At 49.7% G+C, this 18,795-nt stretch carries 21 protein-coding genes; 14 read left to right on the top strand and 7 right to left on the bottom strand.

From position 1 onward, the window contains the following. Positions 1-58: 58 nt before the first annotated feature. The 3 genes from RBH76_06735 to RBH76_06725 all read right to left on the bottom strand — a co-directional run bounded on the left by RBH76_06735 (position 59) and on the right by RBH76_06725 (position 2,787). Entirely contained in the window at positions 59-1,084 is a 1,026-nt protein-coding gene (locus tag RBH76_06735) for a sugar kinase (protein ID WMJ85109.1), read from the bottom strand. A 12-nt stretch (positions 1,085-1,096) separates the two neighbouring features. Next, a complete protein-coding gene (gene eda, locus RBH76_06730; GenBank protein ID WMJ85108.1) occupies positions 1,097-2,059 on the bottom strand; it encodes a bifunctional 4-hydroxy-2-oxoglutarate aldolase/2-dehydro-3-deoxy-phosphogluconate aldolase in 963 nt (320 codons plus the stop codon). A gap of 182 nt (positions 2,060-2,241) precedes the next feature. Further along, positions 2,242-2,787 (bottom strand): YcxB family protein, encoded by a 546-nt coding sequence (locus RBH76_06725; GenBank protein WMJ85107.1) that lies wholly within the window; start codon positions 2,785-2,787, stop codon positions 2,242-2,244. 504 nt (positions 2,788-3,291) lie between these two features. On the opposite strand from RBH76_06725, the gene uxuA reads away from it, so the two are divergent. The 6 genes from uxuA to RBH76_06695 all read left to right on the top strand — a co-directional run bounded on the left by uxuA (position 3,292) and on the right by RBH76_06695 (position 8,891). Beyond that, on the top strand, positions 3,292-4,371 hold the full coding sequence (gene uxuA, locus RBH76_06720) for a mannonate dehydratase (GenBank protein ID WMJ85106.1): 1,080 nt from the start codon (positions 3,292-3,294) through the stop codon (positions 4,369-4,371). A 12-nt stretch (positions 4,372-4,383) separates the two neighbouring features. After that, positions 4,384-5,994, top strand: coding sequence for a mannitol dehydrogenase family protein (locus RBH76_06715; GenBank protein WMJ85105.1), 1,611 nt, complete (start codon positions 4,384-4,386; stop codon positions 5,992-5,994). Positions 5,995-6,069: 75 nt separating this feature from the next. Next, positions 6,070-6,747, top strand: a complete 678-nt coding sequence (locus tag RBH76_06710) for a GntR family transcriptional regulator (protein ID WMJ85104.1) — start codon at positions 6,070-6,072, stop codon at positions 6,745-6,747. Between the two features lie 207 nt (positions 6,748-6,954). Further along, positions 6,955-7,797, top strand: a complete 843-nt coding sequence (gene kduI, locus RBH76_06705; protein ID WMJ85103.1) for a 5-dehydro-4-deoxy-D-glucuronate isomerase — start codon at positions 6,955-6,957, stop codon at positions 7,795-7,797. A 15-nt stretch (positions 7,798-7,812) separates the two neighbouring features. Further along, positions 7,813-8,613, top strand: a complete 801-nt coding sequence (locus tag RBH76_06700) for a gluconate 5-dehydrogenase (protein WMJ85102.1) — start codon at positions 7,813-7,815, stop codon at positions 8,611-8,613. A gap of 122 nt (positions 8,614-8,735) precedes the next feature. Beyond that, positions 8,736-8,891, top strand: coding sequence for a hypothetical protein (locus tag RBH76_06695; GenBank protein WMJ85101.1), 156 nt, complete (start codon positions 8,736-8,738; stop codon positions 8,889-8,891). 159 nt (positions 8,892-9,050) lie between these two features. On the opposite strand, the gene RBH76_06690 is transcribed toward RBH76_06695, so the two are convergent. After that, positions 9,051-10,718 (bottom strand): methyl-accepting chemotaxis protein, encoded by a 1,668-nt coding sequence (locus tag RBH76_06690; protein WMJ85100.1) that lies wholly within the window; start codon positions 10,716-10,718, stop codon positions 9,051-9,053. A gap of 489 nt (positions 10,719-11,207) precedes the next feature. Here RBH76_06690 and RBH76_06685 point away from each other — a divergent pair, with 489 nt between their 5' ends. Together RBH76_06685 and RBH76_06680 are read left to right on the top strand one after the other, a co-directional pair. Beyond that, a complete protein-coding gene (locus RBH76_06685; protein ID WMJ85099.1) occupies positions 11,208-11,804 on the top strand; it encodes an HDIG domain-containing protein in 597 nt (198 codons plus the stop codon). Further along, positions 11,786-11,959 (top strand): hypothetical protein, encoded by a 174-nt coding sequence (locus RBH76_06680; GenBank protein ID WMJ85098.1) that lies wholly within the window; start codon positions 11,786-11,788, stop codon positions 11,957-11,959. Before RBH76_06685 ends, RBH76_06680 begins: the two co-directional genes overlap by 19 nt. A gap of 83 nt (positions 11,960-12,042) precedes the next feature. Here the strand turns inward: RBH76_06680 and RBH76_06675 are convergent, their stop codons facing one another. Next, entirely contained in the window at positions 12,043-12,594 is a 552-nt protein-coding gene (locus RBH76_06675) for an XRE family transcriptional regulator (protein WMJ85097.1), read from the bottom strand. A 113-nt stretch (positions 12,595-12,707) separates the two neighbouring features. Here RBH76_06675 and RBH76_06670 point away from each other — a divergent pair, with 113 nt between their 5' ends. The 3 genes from RBH76_06670 (at position 12,708) to RBH76_06660 (ending at position 14,183) form a co-directional block, all read left to right on the top strand. Then, positions 12,708-13,394 (top strand): AzlC family ABC transporter permease, encoded by a 687-nt coding sequence (locus RBH76_06670; protein ID WMJ85096.1) that lies wholly within the window; start codon positions 12,708-12,710, stop codon positions 13,392-13,394. Next, complete coding sequence (locus RBH76_06665; protein WMJ85095.1) at positions 13,385-13,717, top strand: AzlD domain-containing protein; 333 nt, start codon at positions 13,385-13,387, stop codon at positions 13,715-13,717. Before RBH76_06670 ends, RBH76_06665 begins: the two co-directional genes overlap by 10 nt. A gap of 214 nt (positions 13,718-13,931) precedes the next feature. Next, positions 13,932-14,183, top strand: a complete 252-nt coding sequence (locus RBH76_06660; GenBank protein ID WMJ85094.1) for a hypothetical protein — start codon at positions 13,932-13,934, stop codon at positions 14,181-14,183. A gap of 32 nt (positions 14,184-14,215) precedes the next feature. Here RBH76_06660 and RBH76_06655 read toward each other — a convergent pair whose 3' ends face one another. Continuing rightward, complete coding sequence (locus tag RBH76_06655) at positions 14,216-15,265, bottom strand: glycoside hydrolase family 25 protein (protein WMJ85093.1); 1,050 nt, start codon at positions 15,263-15,265, stop codon at positions 14,216-14,218. Between the two features lie 332 nt (positions 15,266-15,597). On the opposite strand from RBH76_06655, the gene RBH76_06650 reads away from it, so the two are divergent. The 3 genes from RBH76_06650 to RBH76_06640 are packed head-to-tail and all read left to right on the top strand — an operon-like array spanning position 15,598 to position 17,618. Continuing rightward, positions 15,598-16,446 (top strand): bifunctional 5,10-methylenetetrahydrofolate dehydrogenase/5,10-methenyltetrahydrofolate cyclohydrolase, encoded by an 849-nt coding sequence (locus RBH76_06650; protein WMJ85092.1) that lies wholly within the window; start codon positions 15,598-15,600, stop codon positions 16,444-16,446. Between the two features lie 13 nt (positions 16,447-16,459). Next, a complete protein-coding gene (locus RBH76_06645; GenBank protein WMJ85091.1) occupies positions 16,460-17,011 on the top strand; it encodes an isochorismatase family protein in 552 nt (183 codons plus the stop codon). 43 nt (positions 17,012-17,054) lie between these two features. Further along, positions 17,055-17,618, top strand: a complete 564-nt coding sequence (locus tag RBH76_06640; protein ID WMJ85090.1) for an epoxyqueuosine reductase QueH — start codon at positions 17,055-17,057, stop codon at positions 17,616-17,618. Between the two features lie 86 nt (positions 17,619-17,704). Here RBH76_06640 and RBH76_06635 read toward each other — a convergent pair whose 3' ends face one another. Continuing rightward, entirely contained in the window at positions 17,705-18,793 is a 1,089-nt protein-coding gene (locus RBH76_06635) for a DHHW family protein (GenBank protein ID WMJ85089.1), read from the bottom strand. Between the last annotated feature and the right edge of the window lie 2 nt (positions 18,794-18,795).

The raw sequence follows: 18,795 nt of genomic DNA, 5'->3' as shown, positions 1-18,795 counted from the left end.
CCCTCCATTTAAGGCTGCGGCATGTCCCCGCAGGGCCACGCCGCAGCTGGTGTTACTGTTACCGCTGTACACGGCCGGAGGCATCGCCGCCAGCCAGCTTTTCAACCTCGGCGACTGTGACGCGGTTGAAGTCGCCTTCCACAGAGTGCTTCAGGGCGGAAGCCGCCACAGCAAACTCGATGGCGCTTTGCGCGTCCTTGCCGTTGAGCAGCGAGTAAATCAGACCGCCCCCAAATGAATCGCCGCCGCCAACACGGTCGACAATGCGCAAGTTGTATTCCTTCGAGAAATAGCAGTTCTGCCCGTCATAGAGCATGCCTGCCCAGTCATTATCGCTAGCGGAGATGGAGGTGCGTAGTGTGATGGCGACCTTTTTAAAGCCAAATTTGTCGACCAGTTGCTTTGCCACCGATTTGTAGCCCTCTTTATTGAGCTTGCCGCCGGTGATATCGCTACCCACGGCTTCAATGCCAAATACGTCCTTGGCGTCCTCTTCATTGGAGATGCAAACATCGACATACTCACAGAGCATAGTCATGGCTTCGCGCGCCTGTGCGCGGGTCCACAGCTTACCGCGGTAGTTTAAGTCGCAGGAGACGGTGATGCCCTTTGCTCTGGCAGCCTTACAGGCCTCCAGGCAAATCTGGACAAGATTCTCGCCCAGAGCAGGAGTGATTCCGGTGAAATGGAACCAGTCTGCTCCTTCGAAAATGGCGTCCCAATCAAAGTCTGAGGGTTGCGCCTCCTGAATGGCGGAATGTGCGCGGTCATAGATGCACACGCTGCCCCGCTGAGATGCGCCTTTCTCTAAGAAGTAAATACCAACTCTTTCTCCGCCGCGCGCAATCTTGGTGGTGTCAACCCCCAACCCGCGCAGGGCATTCACAGCGCCCTGGCCAATGGCGTGAGCAGGCAGCTTGGTGACAAAAGCGGCATCCATGCCGTAGTTAGCCAAAGAAACGGCCACGTTCGCTTCGCCGCCGCCAAAGGTGGCCTGAAACTGGTCGTTCTGGAAAAAGCGGTAATAGCCGTTAGGGGCTAAGCGCAGCATAATTTCGCCGAAAGTGACAATACGTTTACTCATGGTAGTTCCTCCTTATTTCTGTACAAGGTGAACGGCGAAGCCGCCGATTTCGTCCTTGATATAAATCGCCTTGGGGTTGCCCTTAGCGTCGGTTTTAAGCGTGGATTCGTCGAAAGTAACGCCCTGAAGACTCAGATGGAACATGGCACGAGCCACCGAGTTAGTTGCGATGGCGATATGCCCATGGGTGCCGAGGAAGGGGCGCTTCATGCACTCGACTGCGGTGCCTGCAAAATCGGAGCTATTGCCCGGCTTATATTCAAAACCAAAGAGGGCGCATAGTGTTTTGGCAGTTTTTTGCGCTGCTTCTTCGTCTGCGCAGTTGATACCGACATGGCCCAGTGAAAAGCCCAACATGGTCTTGACGGCCTCGCGGGAGATGCGGGTGATTTCGTCCCAGTTTTCGGCTTCTATCAGCTCTTTTTTCACCATCCAGGTACCGCCGCAGGCCAGAATTTGGTTAAACGACAGGTAATCCATCAGGTTTTTGGTGTTGACACCACCGGTGGGCATCCATTTTAAGTTTTTGTATGGACCGGCGACCGCCTTTAGGGTGGCAATACCGCCGTTTTGTTCGGCTGGGAAAAATTTGACCGCCGAGAGACCAAGGCTCATGGCTTGCTCCATTTCACCGGGTGTAGCGGTGCCGGGCATGATCAGTCCGCCTTTTGAGAGGACATATTTGACCATTTCAGGGTTAAAACCAGGTGTAACAATAAACTTGGCTCCAGCGTCTAGCGCACGATCGGCCTGTTCCGGTGTCAGCACGGTTCCGGCGCCCACCAGCATTTCGGGCACCTCTTTGACAATGGCGCGCATGGCCTCCTCAGCGGCAGCGGTGCGGAAGGTGACCTCTGCCGCGGGCAGACCACCAGCCACCAACGCTTTGGCAAGGGGAACGGCCTTCGCTGCGTCCTCAATGGCAATGACCGGAATAATTCCGATATTGGACACGCGTTCAAGAATTCCATTCATAACGAATACCTCCTACTATTTAAAACCATAAAACATTCGTCACGGGTTTATAAGCAATTACTTTTATTATATAACTTGTATACTAGAATTCAAGATGAAATGCAATAAAATTTAATGCGATAATTTTGTACACTTTGCATCAAAGTATCTAAAAATTCATGATTATGGGAATGGGTTAGGCATTATCGATCGTTCCTGTAGTCGTGTACCTTTGCTACGGTCATGGCAGATAACATAAGCGACCAAAGGGCATCTGCGCCATGCTCAATCTGTTCATTGGGCAACAGATAGGCTTTACGTGGCGCGACATACAGATAGATACTGTGGTTTGTGCGGTAGACGGCAAACAACTCATCCCAGCGGTAGGTGATCTGTTCCTTGTCGGCAGAAGCCTCTACACCATCGTTTTTGTTAAACTGCAACGTATAGACATGCCGGGGCGTTGCCAACCCGAGCTTTCTAATTTGGGTGCGTACCGATAAGAAAAAACTTAAGAAATAAACGGCCGGAAGCAGTGCCCCAATGCCCAGCAGCACACCACCTAATAATCCGGCGTACTCGACTTTACCCACTTGGGAGAATGCAATGGGCGACAATAAAAGCATGATGCCTACAAATACGGCAGGGGATTTCCAACGACGTTGGAGACGGAAGGTGTCGAACAAGGCAAAGTCTTTAAAAATGTTTCCGTCTACTTTAACAGGTACCGTAAAGGCGGCTTTTTTCATAGGGGCGACCTCTCTTTTGGGATATCTTTTCTATGTTCATAACTATTTGCGTAAAACAACAAATTTTTTCCTGAAATTACGCCTATAAACACTACCATTGTACAATTAAAAATAAATTAAGCAAGGGTTAAGAAGCTGAAATAGCGTTTTAAACAAAAAACTAGCAACCTTTTTAACTAGTATACTAGTAGACAAATTTTAACTAATGTGATACATTTAAACTTATCGAAGCCTGCACAAGGGTCTGAACTGAAAGGCGTTTGACAGATTTTGGGCGATTGTAATTGATGCGCTGACTATCGGTTGCGTAGATGACCGTAAACGCTATCTTCAGCGTCGTTGCGTATCAATCTGATTTAGGGCTGTATTATGGATACGGCCCCGATTATTTTGCCCGCAGCGTCCCATTCTGCGGTGATTTCTGCCCTGTCGCCGGCTACCTCTATTTTATTGATCAGCATGTTTCAGCCCGACCTGTTTAAGTGATTTTAAGGAGGAAGATTTATGAAGATGACATTTCGCTGGTTTGGTTCCAAAAGTGACCGCATTACTTTAAGCCAGATAAAGCAGATTCCCGGCACATCCGGTTTGATGGGTGTACTGGACTATAAGGCCGCCGGTGAGGTCTGGACCGAAGAAGAGATCAAGGCTTACGTCGACGAGGTGCATGCCGCCGGTTTAGAATGCGAGGTCATTGAAAGTGTCAATGTCCATGAAGATATCAAGATGGGTCTGCCAACCCGTGATAAGTATATTGAAAACTACTGCACCTCCATTCGCAATCTGGCAAAATATGGCGTCAAGGTTATTGTGTATAACTTTATGCCAGTCTTCGACTGGTTGCGCACCGACCTTGCACGACCCATTGAGCAGGATGGTTCCAATAGCCTGTACTTCGACGAGCGCGAGCTGGGCAATATGACCCCGCTTGAGATTGTTCGCCGTACCGCTGCCAACAGCAACGGCTTTACGCTGCCCGGTTGGGAGCCCGAACGTCTGGCGGAGCTGGAAACGACGCTCAAGCGCTACGAAGGCATTACGCAGGATATGCTGCGGGAGAACTATAAGTACTTCCTCGACGGCATCATTCCAACCTGCGAGGAATGTGGCGTTGTCATGGCCTGTCATCCCGATGACCCGGCCTGGCCAATTTTCGGACTGCCCCGCATCGCCCACAGTCAGGCAGACTTTGATAAGATCGTCGCGTTACATGATTCGCCCAGCAACACCGTGTGCCTGTGTACCGGCTCACTTGGCTCCAATCCCGAAAACGACATTCCTGCTGTTATTCGTCATTTCGGCGAGATGGGTCGCATCGGCTGTATGCATGTGCGCAACGTCAAATATCTCGGGCACCATCACTTCCGTGAGGCCAGCCACCTTTCCTCTGACGGTGACCTGGATATGTTTGCAATTATGAAAGCTATTTATGATACTTGCCCCGATACTTATGTACGCCCCGACCACGGCCGCATGATCTGGGACGAAACCGGCCGACCTGGCTATGGCCTGTATGACCGCGCCCTCGGCATTACCTATCTCAATGGCCTGTGGGAGGCCATTGATAAGATGTCCAACAAATAAGGAGGGTATAGCATGAAACTCAGTTACAAGGGGATACAAGATCGCGCCCAGTGGCAGGCAGCTGAAGTCGCGCTGCCAAATTTTGATTGGGAGAAAATGGTCGAATCCACTGAGAAAGAGCCAGTCTGGGTACATTTTGGTGCGGGCAATATCTTCCGCGGATTTATTGCAAGGCTACAACAATCGCTGCTTGAGCAGGGGCTTTGCAAAGCGGGCATTCTCGCAGCTGACACCTTTGACTATGATATTATTGATAAAATTTACAATCCTTTTGATGCTATGACCCTGATGGTGAGCTTAAAACCGGATGGCAGCATGGAGAAAAGCATCGTTGCTTCCGTTGCCAAAGGTTTGCGTGCGGGTGGTGCTTACCCCGAGGATATGGCACAGCTTAAAAGTGCGTTTATAGCGCCGTCGCTTCAGATAGTCAGCTTTACAATTACTGAAAAGGGTTATGCCCTGAGCAATCTTCAAGGCGAATTTTTCCCCTTTGTGGCAGCAGACTTTAAAAACGGGCCGCAAAACTGTACGCATGCTATGAGCATGGTGACCGCCCTGCTGCTGGAGCGATACAAAGCGGGTGCAATGCCTTTGGCTGTGGTCAGCATGGACAATTGCTCGCACAACGGCGAAAAGTTGCGCAATAGTGTGCTGACAGTAGCAGAAAAGTGGCATGAGAACGGCTTTGTCGACCAAGGCTTTTTGGCCTGGGTTCAGGATGAGGGCAAGGTATCTTTCCCTTGGTCGATGATTGATAAAATTACGCCCCGCCCCGCCAGTGTGGTGGAAGAGGCGCTTGCTAAGGCCGGAATCGAAGACATGGCCCCCATTGTCACTTCAAAAAACACCTTTATTGCGCCGTTTGTTAACGCTGAAGTACCACAGTACCTTGTGGTGGAGGACAACTTCCCCAATGGGCGCCCTCCGTTGGAAAAAGCCGGTGTCTATATGACCAATCGTCAGACGGTTAACGACACTGAGCGCATGAAGGTGACGACCTGTTTAAACCCACTGCATACCGCGCTGGCCGTTTACGGCTGCCTGTTGGGGTACGACAGTATCGCTGCCGAGATGAAGGATCCTGAACTCAAAGCGCTGGTGGAGCGCATCGGTTACGACGAGGGCATGCCCGTTGTCGTCGATCCTGTCATTCTCTCGCCTGAGAAGTTTATACATGAGGTGGTCGAGCAGCGGTTGCCCAACCCCTTTATTCCCGATACTCCCCAGCGCATTGCGACCGACACGAGCCAAAAGGTTTCAATCCGCTTTGGAGAGACGATTAAGGCATACGCCCAGCGGCCTGAGCTGGATGTCAAAAGCCTGACATTTATTCCGCTGGCTATTGCGGGATGGCTGCGTTATTTGCTGGCGGTGGATGACAAGGGCGCACCGATGGAGTGCAGTAGCGACCCGATGCTCACCCAGCTTCAAGCACAGCTAGAGGGCGTCACATTAGGCAACCCCGACAGCCTCGGAAGCAAGCTCCATGACATCCTTTCAAACCCTGTCATCTTTGGCACCGATTTGGTCGCGCTGGGTCTGGGTGAGAAGATCGAGGGTATGCTTCGCGAACAGTTGGAAGGGCCAGGCGCCGTGAGAAAAACGCTTAAAAAATATCTTTAAGCTAGTATACTAGACCTTGACGCAACACGTTTAATCTTGTAAACTTGCAAGAGAAATTATGGGAGGCGGAAAACGATGTATTTAACAAAGCGTCTTCCACGTGAGACCGGACGGGATTATGCGTTGCGCACGCTCAAAGAAAACATTATTCGTTTAGAACTTGAGCCTGGATGTATGGTCAGCGAAAATGAACTGGCAGCGGAGATGGGTCTTTCTCGAACGCCGGTACGTGAGGCGCTGATTGAACTCTCGAAAGTCAGAATTGTGGAGATATACCCCCAAAAGGGCAGTGTAGTGGCGCTGATTGATTACAATCTCGTCGAAGAATCGCAGTTTATGCGTCGGGTTCTTGAATCTGCCGTGGTGGAACTTGACTGTGTCAAGGCCACCCCCGAAGATCTGAACAGGTTGCGTGAAAATGTGCGGCTTCAGGCGTTTTATGTAAACGACAGCGATAATGACGGCATACTTTTAGAGCTGGATGATCAATTTCATAAAATGCTTTTTGAAATTGCTCAAAAGCCACAGGTTTTTACCCTCATGCGCAATATCGCCATTCATTTTGATCGGGTGCGCAATATAACGTTATCGGATGTGATGCCCTCCAACGTGGTTCAGGCTCATGGAGATATCGTCGAAGCTATTGCCAACCGCGACCCCGTAGCGGCTCGCAGACAGATGGAGCAGCACCTCAATCAGTACCGATCGGTCGAAAAATCGGTTCGAGAGCGGTTTCCCCATTATTTCAAATAGGTGTTTAGGATAAGCCTGAACAGAATTGTATAAAAAGCGGCGCGCATGATTCTAAGGTCATGCGCGCCGAATGTGTTTGAATAAAAAAAGTGTGGTTAAGTTTTTCAAACAATATTTGACCCTTATCCACGAAGATTTTACAAAATAAAAGCAGGATAAAAAATCGGGTGAGCCACGCGACTGCCAACGATGAAAGGAGTAATTTAAATGGATATTCGCTATTCTGCCAACCAAAAAGATGTCAAGCGTTACACAACCGAGGAACTGCGCAATGAGTTCTTAATTGAGGGGCTTTATGTTCCTGATCAGGTGACAGCGGTGTATAGCCACGTGGACCGCATGGTTACAGTGGGCTGTATGCCGGTGCGGGAGTCGGTTTCCATTGACAAGGGTATCGATGTCTGGGGCTGCTTTGGCACCCACTATTTTTTGGAGCGCCGTGAAATCGGCATGTTCAACATTGGCGGTGCGGGTAAGGTAACGGTGGACGGCAAAGTGTACGAGATGGACTATAAGGACTGCCTCTATATCACCCGCGGTGCAAAGAAAGTGCTGTTTTCTAGCGACAGCGCCGACACACCCGCCAAGTTCTACATGGTATCTGCCCCGGCCCACTGCAGCTATGAGACACGGCTGATTAAGCTTTCCGACGCGGCACAAAAGCCGCTGGGCGCGGCGGAAACCTCGAACAAGCGTATCATTAACCAGTTTATTCATCCCGACGTGCTTAAAACCTGCCAGCTCTCGATGGGTATGACAGAACTGGATTCTGGTAGCGTATGGAACACCATTCCTGCTCACACCCATGAACGCCGCATGGAAATCTATATGTACTTTGAGGTACCACAGGATCAGGTTGTTTTTCACATGATGGGCGAGGGGCAAGAGACCCGTCATATCGTTATGCAGAATGAGCAGGCTATCATCAGCCCCTCATGGAGCATTCACACGGGCGTAGGCACTAGTAATTATACCTTTATCTGGGCAATGGGCGGCGAGAATCAGGCATTTGATGACATGGACGGTATTACTACCGCCCAGTTGCGCTAAATAAGGAGGCTTACGATGAGTACTTTAAATCAGTTTTCTCTTGGGGGTAAGGTGGCGTTGGTAACCGGAGGTACCCATGGCATCGGCTTTGGAATGGCTTGTGCGCTGGGGCATGCCGGTGCTAGAATCGCCTTTAACGGCCACAACCCAGACCGGCTGGAGAAAGCCCGTGCGGCTTACCGCGAACAGGGCATTGATGCATTGGGTTATCTTTGCGACGTGACTGATGAAACGGCCGTCAAGGCGATGATCGCGCAAATTGAGGTCGACGCGGGTGGTGTGGACATTCTGGTCAACAACGCCGGTATTATCCAGCGTACGCCGATGACCGACATGTCGGTCGAGGATTTTCGTCGGGTAGTAGATGTGGACTTGGTCGCCCCGTTCTTGGTGGCCAAGGCCGTCCTTCCTAGTATGATTAAAAAGGGGCACGGCAAGATCATCAACATTTGCTCGATGATGAGTGAACTAGGCCGCGAGACTGTGTCGGCCTACGCCGCCGCCAAAGGTGGACTCAAAATGCTCACCCGCAACATCTGCTCCGAATATGGCGGACAGAACATCCAGTGTAACGGCATCGGCCCGGGTTATATTGCCACCGAGCAGACTGCTCCACTGCGCGAGATACAGCCCGATGGCAGCCGTCACCCCTTCGACCGGTTCATTATTTCCAAGACTCCGGCTGCGCGTTGGGGTACGCCAGAAGACTTGGCTGGACCAGTAGTATTTTTAGCCTCTGACGCTTCAAACTTTGTCAACGGACATATATTGTATGTAGATGGCGGTATTTTGGCTTATATCGGTAAGCAACCATAATCACACAATAGAACAACAGGTAAAGCCGTGCGGGCAAGATTGTACCGCACGGCTTTCTGCTTTGATTAGGACACAGCGACTGTCCGGCGCGCCCGTAGAATAACGGTTAGGCGGCTTAAACTATGGGGTCTGTCAATGATACACCAGACATTATGCTGGCTAAACATGATGGCGGCCATGGCATGTCATTGGCGATGTCAGAAGTTGCCCGCCCAGCAGAAAGCCGTCTGGCGGATTCTCATGTGGCCAGTTGGCTGCACTGGCGCAGTAGTGGCTGACGGATATCTCTACGGCAGGGGGACAGGGCTAGGACGGACACTCTCGGGCCGACAGGTTCACTTCGCGAAACATAAAGTAATTAATCAAAAACGCCGGTTAACACCAGCGTTTTTGATTAATTTTAATTTATAGCTCTTTAGGAAAAGGTCAGAGTTGTGCTATTGTTCGACAAACGAACCGGTATCATCAAATTTAAATTGACCAATCAGTTCTTTGAGCATCTGGGCCTGGCTGGACATCTCTTCGCTGACAGCAGCGCTTTCTTCAGCGGTAGCACTGTTGAGCTGAATCACGTCCGAGACCTGAGACAGGCTGGTACTAACTCTCTGAATCGAAACATCCTGTTCGATCGAGGCATCCGCAATATGCTGAATCACCTCAGCAGATTTTTCTGAACCCTCAATAATATTGTTCAAAGCCTCCGCCGTTTCAGAAACAATCTTGGAACCGTTTTGGATGGCCTCCATTGAATTTGCAATCAGCGCCGAAGTGCTCTTGGCACTCTCGGCCGATTTGCCAGCTAGGCTGCGCACCTCATCAGCTACCACGGCAAAGCCCTTGCCCGCCTCTCCAGCGCGGGCGGCCTCTACCGCTGCATTTAAAGCAAGAATGTTAGTCTGGAATGCGATGTCGTCAATGTTTTTGATAATTTTGCCGATTTCGCTGGAGGCATGGCCAATTTCCTCCATCGCCTCAACCATCTTATGCATCTGCTGCTGCCCTAGAGCTGACGCGGAACTGGACTCGGCAGCAATTTGCTTGGCTTGTTCAGCATCCTTGGCAGTTTGTTGAATGTTCTTAGTAATATTGTTCACAAAATCAGATAGCTCGTGAATGGAGGCGGCCTGTTCGGTTGCGCCCTGTGCCAGCGCCTGTGAGCCGTCCGCCACTTGTACCGAGCCGCGGGCTACCTCGTCCGAGGCCGCATTGATCTGCGATAAAATCTGAGAAATGCTGACCGAGAATTTGTTGACCGAGTCGCTGATGCCTGAAAGATCGCCTGCGTAGTCGGCATTGACGGTTAGCACAAAGTTACCGTCAGAAAAGTCCTTCATAGCTTTGTCGATGTCACGAATGATTCGGCTTAAATTATCGACAGTCTGTTTTGTGGCCAGTGATAGTGTTTCAAATTCGTCCCCCGTGGTTATCTCGGGCACGTTGGTGTGTAAATCTCCCTCGCTGAGCTGTGTTAAGCGTTGAGTGATAATGTTAAGATGGCGCGCCATTTTGTTGGCGGCAAAAATGACGATCACAGCACCTAAGATGCACATCACAACGCCGGTGGCGATGATGCGTGCCACCGAAAACTGTTTGGCTGTTCGGTATGCCCCTATGGCGTTTTCGATGTCGTCGTAGTAATTGCCGGTGCTGATGTACCAGCCGTAGGGTTCAAATTTTTGAGTGAATCCGCGCTTTCTGAAGGAACCTTCATAACCGGGCTTCGTAAAATAATAGTCGGTAAAAGCCCCCTCAGGCTGATCGCCGGCGTTGATGAGGTTGCGGATATAGTAGTTGCCGGCCAGATCCTGATTATCATAGCGTTGCTGACCTTCATACTCGGGGTTCATATGTACGACGCAGGAGCCATCCGCAAGGTCCGCCCAAAAATAACCGCTGTCATCATTGCCATATCGGGTGTCACGCACAATTTTTTTGGCCGACGCCATCGCCTGTGCCTGCGTGATTTCACCGTCGAGATACCGCTGGTGATTGACGGTTAAAACGCTGATCAGATTTTGAGTGCTGGTTTGTATAATGCTGTCGAACTTCTGCTCTTCTGCATCAATAGCGGAATTGTGAACCGTAGTCAGTTCATAAAATGACACAAGGCTCTCCAAAAAAACTGTTATCAAGATTAAAGCGCCAAAGAAATTAACTAGTTTTGTTCGGATTTTTTGTTGTCGTTTTTTTGCTTTTACCATTTCAATAGTACTCCTTTATCCAAGATGTGCGAAGAAGAAACCTACTTCATAAAGCTATGAAATAGGTCATTTCTCTTGAGATTCAAATTTTATAAAAAATCGATCCCAAAATATCTTTTATATATTTTTGCGACAAATATAGTCTAACATTTTAGGTCAAAATTAGCAATGAAATATATAAATATTAGTAATATATTTCGATTTATATGAACTAGCTCTAAAATCCTAGTCCAACATTAGAAATAAATTGTCAAATTTGCGCTTTAAAATTGTATATATATGACACCAATAAATGATATCAAAACATGATAAATAATTTGAAATTGCAGATAATTAAATTGGGGATGATACGCTATTAAAACATTAGAAATTTTTAAGTTATTTGACCACCTATTGACATGCGAACACGCACCCGCAGCCCAAATAGACACTATTGTCCGGCAAGCTGGGTTTGATCAATCGCCATTTTCGGTACTTGCCCGGCAAATATCAACACCTCAATCGCCGGTGCATCATCCGGAGGGCAATGTATGGAACCATACCCTGTTGGTGGTGGACCGGGCGGCAGCGCGCCAATCATTTAGCGCTTATTCGCGTGCATTTATGTGGGCGGCCTTGCTGCATGATATCGGAAAGCCGGATACAACCAAGAAACGCCGTGGTCGCATAACCGCATATGACCACGACAGAGTGGGGGGCGATCTGGCGCGCGCACTTTTGCAACTAGTGACCGAAGATACTGTTTTTTTGGAAACGGTGGTAGGACTGGTACGCTACCATATGCAACCATTGTATGTCGTTAAGGAATTACCCTTTCAGGACATTGCCGGAATGAGAGCGCAAACCAATATAACCGAGGTGGCACTATTGAGTTATTGCGATCGCTTAGGGCGCGGTAGCGTAGATCGGCGCGCAGAGGCACAAGCAGTTATTACTTTTTTGAAAAAATGCAATGAAAGGACTGACTTTACATGGCTAAAGCAGGAATGAGAAGACCCGACCCAAAGGAGCCGCATGGAACAGAAAGCAACAAAAAGCAAAAATTCCCTAAAAATGAAGTGGCACCGGTTCCAGAGATTCAAGGTAAGGCAAAAAGTGGTAAGAAAAAAGCGGGGGACATCCCTCCAGCCGGAACCCACTGGTAGTCAGCACTAGAGGAGTAAAAATAAAGCCGTTACCGAGCATGGCCCGGTGACGGCTTTTATCGATATGAGAAAGGATAATAAATTTAAGTTGGATAGAAATTGATGATGGCCGCTTTGAGAACCTCGCTGCCGCAGGCGGTGTAGGTATGCGCACCTGACGCCACAAAGCTGATGGCATCATCAGGATGTAGCGTATGGGTACAGCCGTTTACCGTCAGTGCTAAACAGCCCGCAAAAACCATGATAAATTCTTGCGCCTTTTCAGAGTGGCCGATCGAGTCATAACTGTGGCCGGGGTCCATCTCCAGCTGGAAAAGTTCAAAATTGCGGTCGGGTGCATTAGCGTAATAGCAAAAAACGCGATAATGGGTGTCGGCACCGTGCAAAACGGCGAGATCAGCTTTTTTGAGCACCTCAGTGGTGTCCGATTGCTGTTCAAGCAGCGCAGTATAGGGGACCTTTAGGCCGTTAGCGATTTTCCAAATGGTATTGATGGTGGGGTTGGTATCTCCTTTTTCAATTTGTGAAAGCATCACCTTGCTGACACCGCATTGTGACGACAACGCGCCAAAGCTCAGATTGCGGTCAGTACGCAGTCGGCGTAAATTTTCAGCAATAATTTTATTAACTTCCATGATGCACTCCTTAAAACAATTGACAAAAATAACAAACGAATGTAAATTATATATTACAGACTTCGCTTATATCCTTATCATACCGCACAGGGGGAAGGAGTACAAGAATAAAAATGAAGGAACTTAAAAAGGCGATGATGGGGGCATTTCCCCACACCATCCCAGTTTTGACCGGTTTTCTGGTGCTGGGGGCGGCCTATGGTATGTTGATGCAGGCCAAAGGCTACGGGACAGTTTGGGCGGTGCTGATGAGCGCCATTGCATTTTGCGGCAGCATGCAGTTTGTGGCCATCACACTGCTGACGGTGGCATTTGATCCGATTCAGGCGTTTTTACTCAGCCTTATGGTTAACGCGCGGCACATCTTTTACGGAATTTCGATGTTGGAAAAGTACAAGGGTCTTGGCACGATACGTCCCTTTTTAATTTATACGCTCTGCGACGAGACCTTTTCCATTTCCTCTGGCGTTTCCCCGCCGGAGGGGATTAGTCGAAAGCACTTTTACCTTTCGATATCGCTACTGAACTACATATATTGGATTTTTGGCACCTTTCTCGGTGGTGTGGCGGGGCAGCTGCTCACCTTTGATACGACTGGGTTAGATTTTGTGCTGACGGCGTTGTTTGTGGTACTGTTTATCGAGCAGGTGAAAAAGCGTGAGAATCGGCTATCTGGCTTAATCGGGCTGGCCTGCACGACCACTTGTCTCACCGTTTTCGGAGCAGAACGGTTTGTCATACCAGCCATGCTGCTCATCCTTGCCATTCTGCTGCTCGGGAGGGAAAAACTATGCTTTTGACACCGCTGCAAACCCTTGTGATGATCTTTGCGGTTGCTCTGGGCGCCATGATTACGCGTTTTACGCCGTTTTTGTTGTTCCCCGAAACGCGTGAACAACCTAAAACGGTTGTTTATCTGGGGCGGGCGTTGCCATCAGCCATGATGGGGCTTTTGGTGGTCTATTGTCTCAAAAGCGTTTCATTCACCCGTGCACCGCATGGCTTACCCGAACTTATTGCCGTTCTGGTGACAGCCACGCTGCACAAATGGCGTGGCAATGCACTGTTGAGCATCTGTCTTGGTACTGTGGTTTATATGTTTTTGGTGCAAAAGGTATTTTAGTCACAGGTAAAATGAAGAGGAGGCCCTGCGGCAGCTGCCACAGGGCCTTGGGCTTTTGTGTACACAATGTTGAAAAGAAAGATTGCGGTCAAAGTTCTATGATTAGCTGCTCGTATAGTGCTGCAAAAAAATGTCTACTTGTGTATGACACCGTGGCGCTTTTAGTCGTTGTGTGGTACAATAACGGTATCAATAATGCAGGGAGGGCGCAAGAATGCAGGAAAATCCCAAAGCGGATGGATTGGTGCCCAACGAGGCGCAGCCCGAAGACGTACAGCAGCGGCAGATAGACGATATGCGTAAGAAATTTGTCGGTAACGGCATGGCCATCGGCATGTGTGTTGGCGTGGCCTGCGGTATGATCTTTATTTTAAAACATGGTTTGGTTGCTATTATTATCGGGGCACTGGTCGGCGCTGTTCTCGGCATGCGCGTCGGCCTCGAAGTCTTTAAAAGGCGAAAGTAGGTTTATAAACCGAGGGCCATTTTTGCACGACGTTATGTGGCATCGGTTTTGTCTTCGGCATAATCCACTAGCCCAAGGTTTAAATCCACCTCGTGGGGAATGCCGTCAATCGTGCCGCGCGAGGTGTATTGCCACATTGAGAAGTCGTAGGGGAAGAATGGCTGCTTAAAATATTGGGCAAACCATTTATCGTAGCCTTCAAGCCGGGCAAGGTCAAGGTGAATGATCATCCAGCGGATGTTGCCGTATATCATTGGCGTGTAGCCTGCGGCTTTGATCTTTTCGCAGAAGGCGATGGTGATCTCGGTGCGCTCAGCTTGGGTCAGCGGGTTGGTGCGGGCGTCTTCGTCATTCACCTCTTCCATATCAAAAACCACAGGATAGGTGACGTCAAAACCCGATAGCTTATCGAGGACGAATTGGGCCTCTTCTTCGGCTTCCTCCACTGTGATGGCCTGGGAATAAAAGTATACCCCCACCGGGATGTCCGCTGAAATAGCCCCCGTCATATTCGTTTCATAACGCTCATCAAGTCGGATGTTGCCGGTGCCGTAGCCGCGGTAGCCCAGCCGGACGATGGCGTAATCAACGCCAGCAGCCTTGACCTTTTTCCAATTGATGATACCCTGATAACTTGAGACGTCAATTCCTAAAAGCGAGATATCCTCACCGCTTGGCTCATAGGTGCGGATGCCGTTTTCCTGTGGCACAATATACTTGGCATTAAAGCTGCTTTTTTTCAGCGCGTTGTTGATCGGCACGGTTTTAAGCCTGTTTTCATCCCACAACACAATTCTGTCGGTAAAAAACCGCTGTAAGAACTCGATCGAGATGCCGTCGCGTTCAGCGTAATCGAGCATGACCGATACCGGTATGCTCGGCACTGTGAATTCTTCGACCTTATCAGCATCGGTGACAATGGCGCTAGCCGCTATGGCGTCTTGCAATGCCGCACCGGTACGCAGTAATAGCGCTGCGGTAGCGATGTTTGTGGTGATGAGCAGGACGATGATAAGCGTGACCAGTACCTTTGCGGCAGAGCCGCTGCTTTTTCCTCTTCTGCTTTCAGGTATGTAGGGCATGGTGTCCTCCATATTGAGATTCTGTCGCAATAAGACAGTTCTTGTTTATAACTATAACATATTGAAAGCCGTTGCGACAACGCTCACGGCACAGCGTACAAAATAAAAATATGGTAAAACGTATTAAAATAGAAGGCGAGATTAAATAGAAGGTAGGCTGCTTAGAGATAGGATGTCGTTATCATAGTGTATTCCTAATAAAAAGTGACGATTATTAGGTGAATTATCGTTCCACTGCGTTACTTGTCATCGGTGGCCCCATCTCGCCCACAAACACACTATTCGCTCATTGTGGAGTGACAGCACAAACCGTTATAGGAGGACTTCGTTTAATGGGAATTTTACTTAAAGGGACCGAGACTGCGAAAGCGCTGACCGAAGAGGCAAGGGAGAAAGCGTTGCAGCTACATCAAAAGGGTGTTGACCCCACGCTGGCGATTGTGCGCGTGGGCGAGCGGGAAGACGATCTGGCCTATGAGCGTGGGGCAACCAAAAGATGCGCGCAAGCGGGGGTAACGGTCAAGTCGTTTGTGTTGCCAGTCGATGCCGGACAGCACCAGTTATTAGCATTGATCGAAGAATTGAACGCCAACCCCGCGGTACATGGCGTCCTGATAATGCGCCCGCTACCTTTGCACTTTGACGACACAGTGGTTTGTCGCACACTTTCGCCTGAAAAAGATGTGGACGGTATCACCGAAGGCTCGATGGCGGGGGTCTATTCTGGCAGCAAAAAGGGCTTTGCCCCCTGTACAGCGCAGGCGTGCGTTGAAATTCTGAAACATCATAACATTACCACGACGGGCCGCCGTGCGGTGGTGGTCGGGCGCAGTTTGGTCATTAGTAAGCCGGTCGCCATGCTGTTGTTGGCTGAGAATATGACCGTAACGGTTTGTCATACCAAAACTGAAAACTTGCCTGCCGTTTGCAAGGAAGCTGATGTTTTGGTTGTTGCCGCTGGTAAAGCTGGGGTGCTTGGTGCCGAAGCGGTGCGCTCCGGGCAAGTGGTGCTGGATGTAGGCATACACGTTGGCGAGGATAATAAGCTTTGCGGCGATGTGCGAACTTCAGAGGTTGCAGAGAATGTTCACGCGGTAACCCCTGTGCCGGGCGGTGTGGGGGCTGTAACCACCTCGGTTTTGGCCCTGCATGTGGTAACTGCCGCTGAACGTATGATATAAGGAGGAATTGTAAATGAGACTGACACAAAACAACTGCTGTGCGCTGGTCGTAGACTTTCAGGAAAAGCTGATGCCCGCTATGTGCGGCCGGGACGAGCTGCAAAAAAATGTGGTGAAACTTCTCAAAGGCCTCTCGCTGCTGGAAATTCCAATGCTGATTACCGAACAGTACCCCAAGGGGCTGGGAACCACATTGCCCGAAATTGCTGAGGCGGCACAGGGCGCGCCGATTATCGCAAAGACGGCATTTGGCGCGCTGAGCGCCAACGACGTGCTAGGCCACTTAGAACAGCTTGAGCAATTCGGGCGCAAGCAGGTTTTGGTGTGCGGCATTGAGGCGCACATCTGTGTATTGCAGACGGCGTTGCAGCTCTTGGACAAGGGGTTTTCGCCTATTTTTGTCACTGACTGCATTGCGTCACGCCACCAGCCCGACCTGATGGCCGCGTTTATGCGTGCCGAGCGTGAGGGTGTACAGTTTGCCAGCACCGAAATGGCACTGTTTGAAATTATGGGCTCAAAGGAACACCCGCAGTTTAAAGCAATTTCGTCGCTGATTAAGTAACGACGGGTGGCACTACTTATCAAGGTTAGAAGGTATACGAAGCATGAAAACTCTGTTGCATATCTGTTGCGCACCCTGCTCAATTGCGTGTATTGAGAGTCTGCGCGGTGAAGGTATTGAGCCGACCGGCTTTTGGTTTAATCCGAACATCCACCCTTTCACCGAATATAGGGCGCGAAAAAATACGCTTGTCGACTATGCCAAGGGAATCGGTCTCGATCTGGTGTTACAAGGGGAATATGGTCTGCGGTCTTTTATTGCGGGGGTATCCCCGAATTTTGACGATCGATGTGGTTATTGCTACCGCGTACGCTTTGAGGAGGCTGCGCGCTACGCATCACAAAACGGCTTTGAGGCCTTTACCACGACGCTATTGATCAGCCCTTATCAAAAACACGAGCTAATTTGCAAGGTGGCAAACGAGGTGGCTCAACAATATGGCGTCAGCTTTTTATACCGCGATTTCCGTCCCTATTTTAGAGACGGACAACAAAAGGCACGCGATCTGGAACTGTATATGCAAAAGTATTGTGGCTGCATTTTCAGTGAAGAAGATCGCTATAAAAAGAAAAAGAAAACACCCCCTGCCGCTCAACAGACGTTTTGATGGGGGCGGGTGTCATAGCAACAAAACAGGGGCCTTGTCGGATATTTTCCGGCGAGGTCCCTGTTGAACTTTAGGTGATAGAGTTTTTACTGCAAAAAGCTGGCGCGCACAGCAACAGGCTCATGGATAAAATGATCCACCGAATAGGCAAAAAGCACCTGATCGTAATCATTGGCGACCAGAGAAGCGAGCATATCGTCCGGACAGTTTTGGAGGTCAACCATGGTGATGTTGCCATAATGCACGACGAGGAAAGGCAAATATGATAGCGCCGTATCATCCGCAAAGATTAGCAGAGACTCTTCAAAGGGGGATACCGCTGAGATGTCCATCCGCTGGCCAAACCCACCCAAAACAACTGATTTGGGCTGGCCCAGCTGAGCCAGATGGGTGGGGAACAGCGAATAATAGTTTTTGCGTTCGCCATTGTTAGTCAACGACAGCTGATACTGCCGCGAATAACGCGAAAAGCGGTAAAGCGTTAACAGGTCGGGGTCGGTGCCCTTGTAACTCGAACGCTGATAAAGCGTACCGTAATAGTCATTTGCGAGCTGCTCGACCTCGAATTGGTCAAGCGCGCGCGACGTATAGCCCATGCGTGGTGCCAGCGCGGTGTAAACGTAATAACCGCCCAGTCCGGTGAGGTTTGACTCGGTACGAAAATAGGTATACTGCTCCTTGGCCGAAAAAAGTTTGCTGTAAGCATCGGTAGTTCCGGCCTTGCCCGAAAGCCGGGCATAGCATTTTGCTATTAGTGCCTTTTGGTTGTACAGCTGGGCGCGGGCAGGAATATCTTGTTGCTTGATGGCGCAAGCCGTCGGAATAAGCAAAAAGGTTGCCGGAATGTTGTGCGTCTTTAAAAAGCCTTCAATTCCGGTCAGGTTTTGCTCCAGCACGGTGGAATCTTCCGGCGCAATATTTTCAAGCAGATAATTTTTAGTGATAAAAATTCCATCCTGCTCTTTAGCACCCCCGGCCAGAAGCATGGCCGGGGCCAGCTGCTCTAAGCGGTCAAAATCTTTTAATTGAAGTTTGACGGCGTGGTCGGCCCAGTCGCCGATATCCTGCACGGAGGATGGTAAATAACCGTGACCGACGGCTTTTAAGGCAGTGAACATCCCTATCACCAGAATCAGCCCGACCATCAGGCAAGAAAAAATACGTTTTGTCAGCATGG

It is taken from the genome of Oscillospiraceae bacterium MB24-C1 (assembly GCA_030913685.1).
Lineage (GTDB): Bacteria > Bacillota > Clostridia > Oscillospirales > Ruminococcaceae > Yanshouia.
Note: the sequence above shows the minus strand (reverse complement) of the source record. Positions and strands in the feature narration are given on the sequence as shown.

Excerpts from the sequence above, each read along its gene's own strand:
- RBH76_06735 (WMJ85109.1), bottom strand. The coding sequence starts at position 1,084 with ATGAGTAAACGTATTGTCACTTTCGGCGAAATTATGCTGCGCTTAGCC.
- eda (WMJ85108.1), bottom strand. The coding sequence starts at position 2,059 with ATGAATGGAATTCTTGAACGCGTGTCCAATATCGGAATTATTCCGGTC.
- RBH76_06725 (WMJ85107.1), bottom strand. The coding sequence starts at position 2,787 with ATGAAAAAAGCCGCCTTTACGGTACCTGTTAAAGTAGACGGAAACATT.
- uxuA (WMJ85106.1), top strand. The coding sequence starts at position 3,292 with ATGAAGATGACATTTCGCTGGTTTGGTTCCAAAAGTGACCGCATTACT.
- RBH76_06715 (WMJ85105.1), top strand. The coding sequence starts at position 4,384 with ATGAAACTCAGTTACAAGGGGATACAAGATCGCGCCCAGTGGCAGGCA.
- RBH76_06710 (WMJ85104.1), top strand. The coding sequence starts at position 6,070 with ATGTATTTAACAAAGCGTCTTCCACGTGAGACCGGACGGGATTATGCG.
- kduI (WMJ85103.1), top strand. The coding sequence starts at position 6,955 with ATGGATATTCGCTATTCTGCCAACCAAAAAGATGTCAAGCGTTACACA.
- RBH76_06700 (WMJ85102.1), top strand. The coding sequence starts at position 7,813 with ATGAGTACTTTAAATCAGTTTTCTCTTGGGGGTAAGGTGGCGTTGGTA.
- RBH76_06695 (WMJ85101.1), top strand. The coding sequence starts at position 8,736 with ATGGGGTCTGTCAATGATACACCAGACATTATGCTGGCTAAACATGAT.
- RBH76_06680 (WMJ85098.1), top strand. The coding sequence starts at position 11,786 with ATGGCTAAAGCAGGAATGAGAAGACCCGACCCAAAGGAGCCGCATGGA.
- RBH76_06675 (WMJ85097.1), bottom strand. The coding sequence starts at position 12,594 with ATGGAAGTTAATAAAATTATTGCTGAAAATTTACGCCGACTGCGTACT.
- RBH76_06670 (WMJ85096.1), top strand. The coding sequence starts at position 12,708 with ATGAAGGAACTTAAAAAGGCGATGATGGGGGCATTTCCCCACACCATC.
- RBH76_06665 (WMJ85095.1), top strand. The coding sequence starts at position 13,385 with ATGCTTTTGACACCGCTGCAAACCCTTGTGATGATCTTTGCGGTTGCT.
- RBH76_06660 (WMJ85094.1), top strand. The coding sequence starts at position 13,932 with ATGCAGGAAAATCCCAAAGCGGATGGATTGGTGCCCAACGAGGCGCAG.
- RBH76_06655 (WMJ85093.1), bottom strand. The coding sequence starts at position 15,265 with ATGCCCTACATACCTGAAAGCAGAAGAGGAAAAAGCAGCGGCTCTGCC.
- RBH76_06650 (WMJ85092.1), top strand. The coding sequence starts at position 15,598 with ATGGGAATTTTACTTAAAGGGACCGAGACTGCGAAAGCGCTGACCGAA.
- RBH76_06645 (WMJ85091.1), top strand. The coding sequence starts at position 16,460 with ATGAGACTGACACAAAACAACTGCTGTGCGCTGGTCGTAGACTTTCAG.
- RBH76_06640 (WMJ85090.1), top strand. The coding sequence starts at position 17,055 with ATGAAAACTCTGTTGCATATCTGTTGCGCACCCTGCTCAATTGCGTGT.
- RBH76_06635 (WMJ85089.1), bottom strand. The coding sequence starts at position 18,793 with ATGCTGACAAAACGTATTTTTTCTTGCCTGATGGTCGGGCTGATTCTG.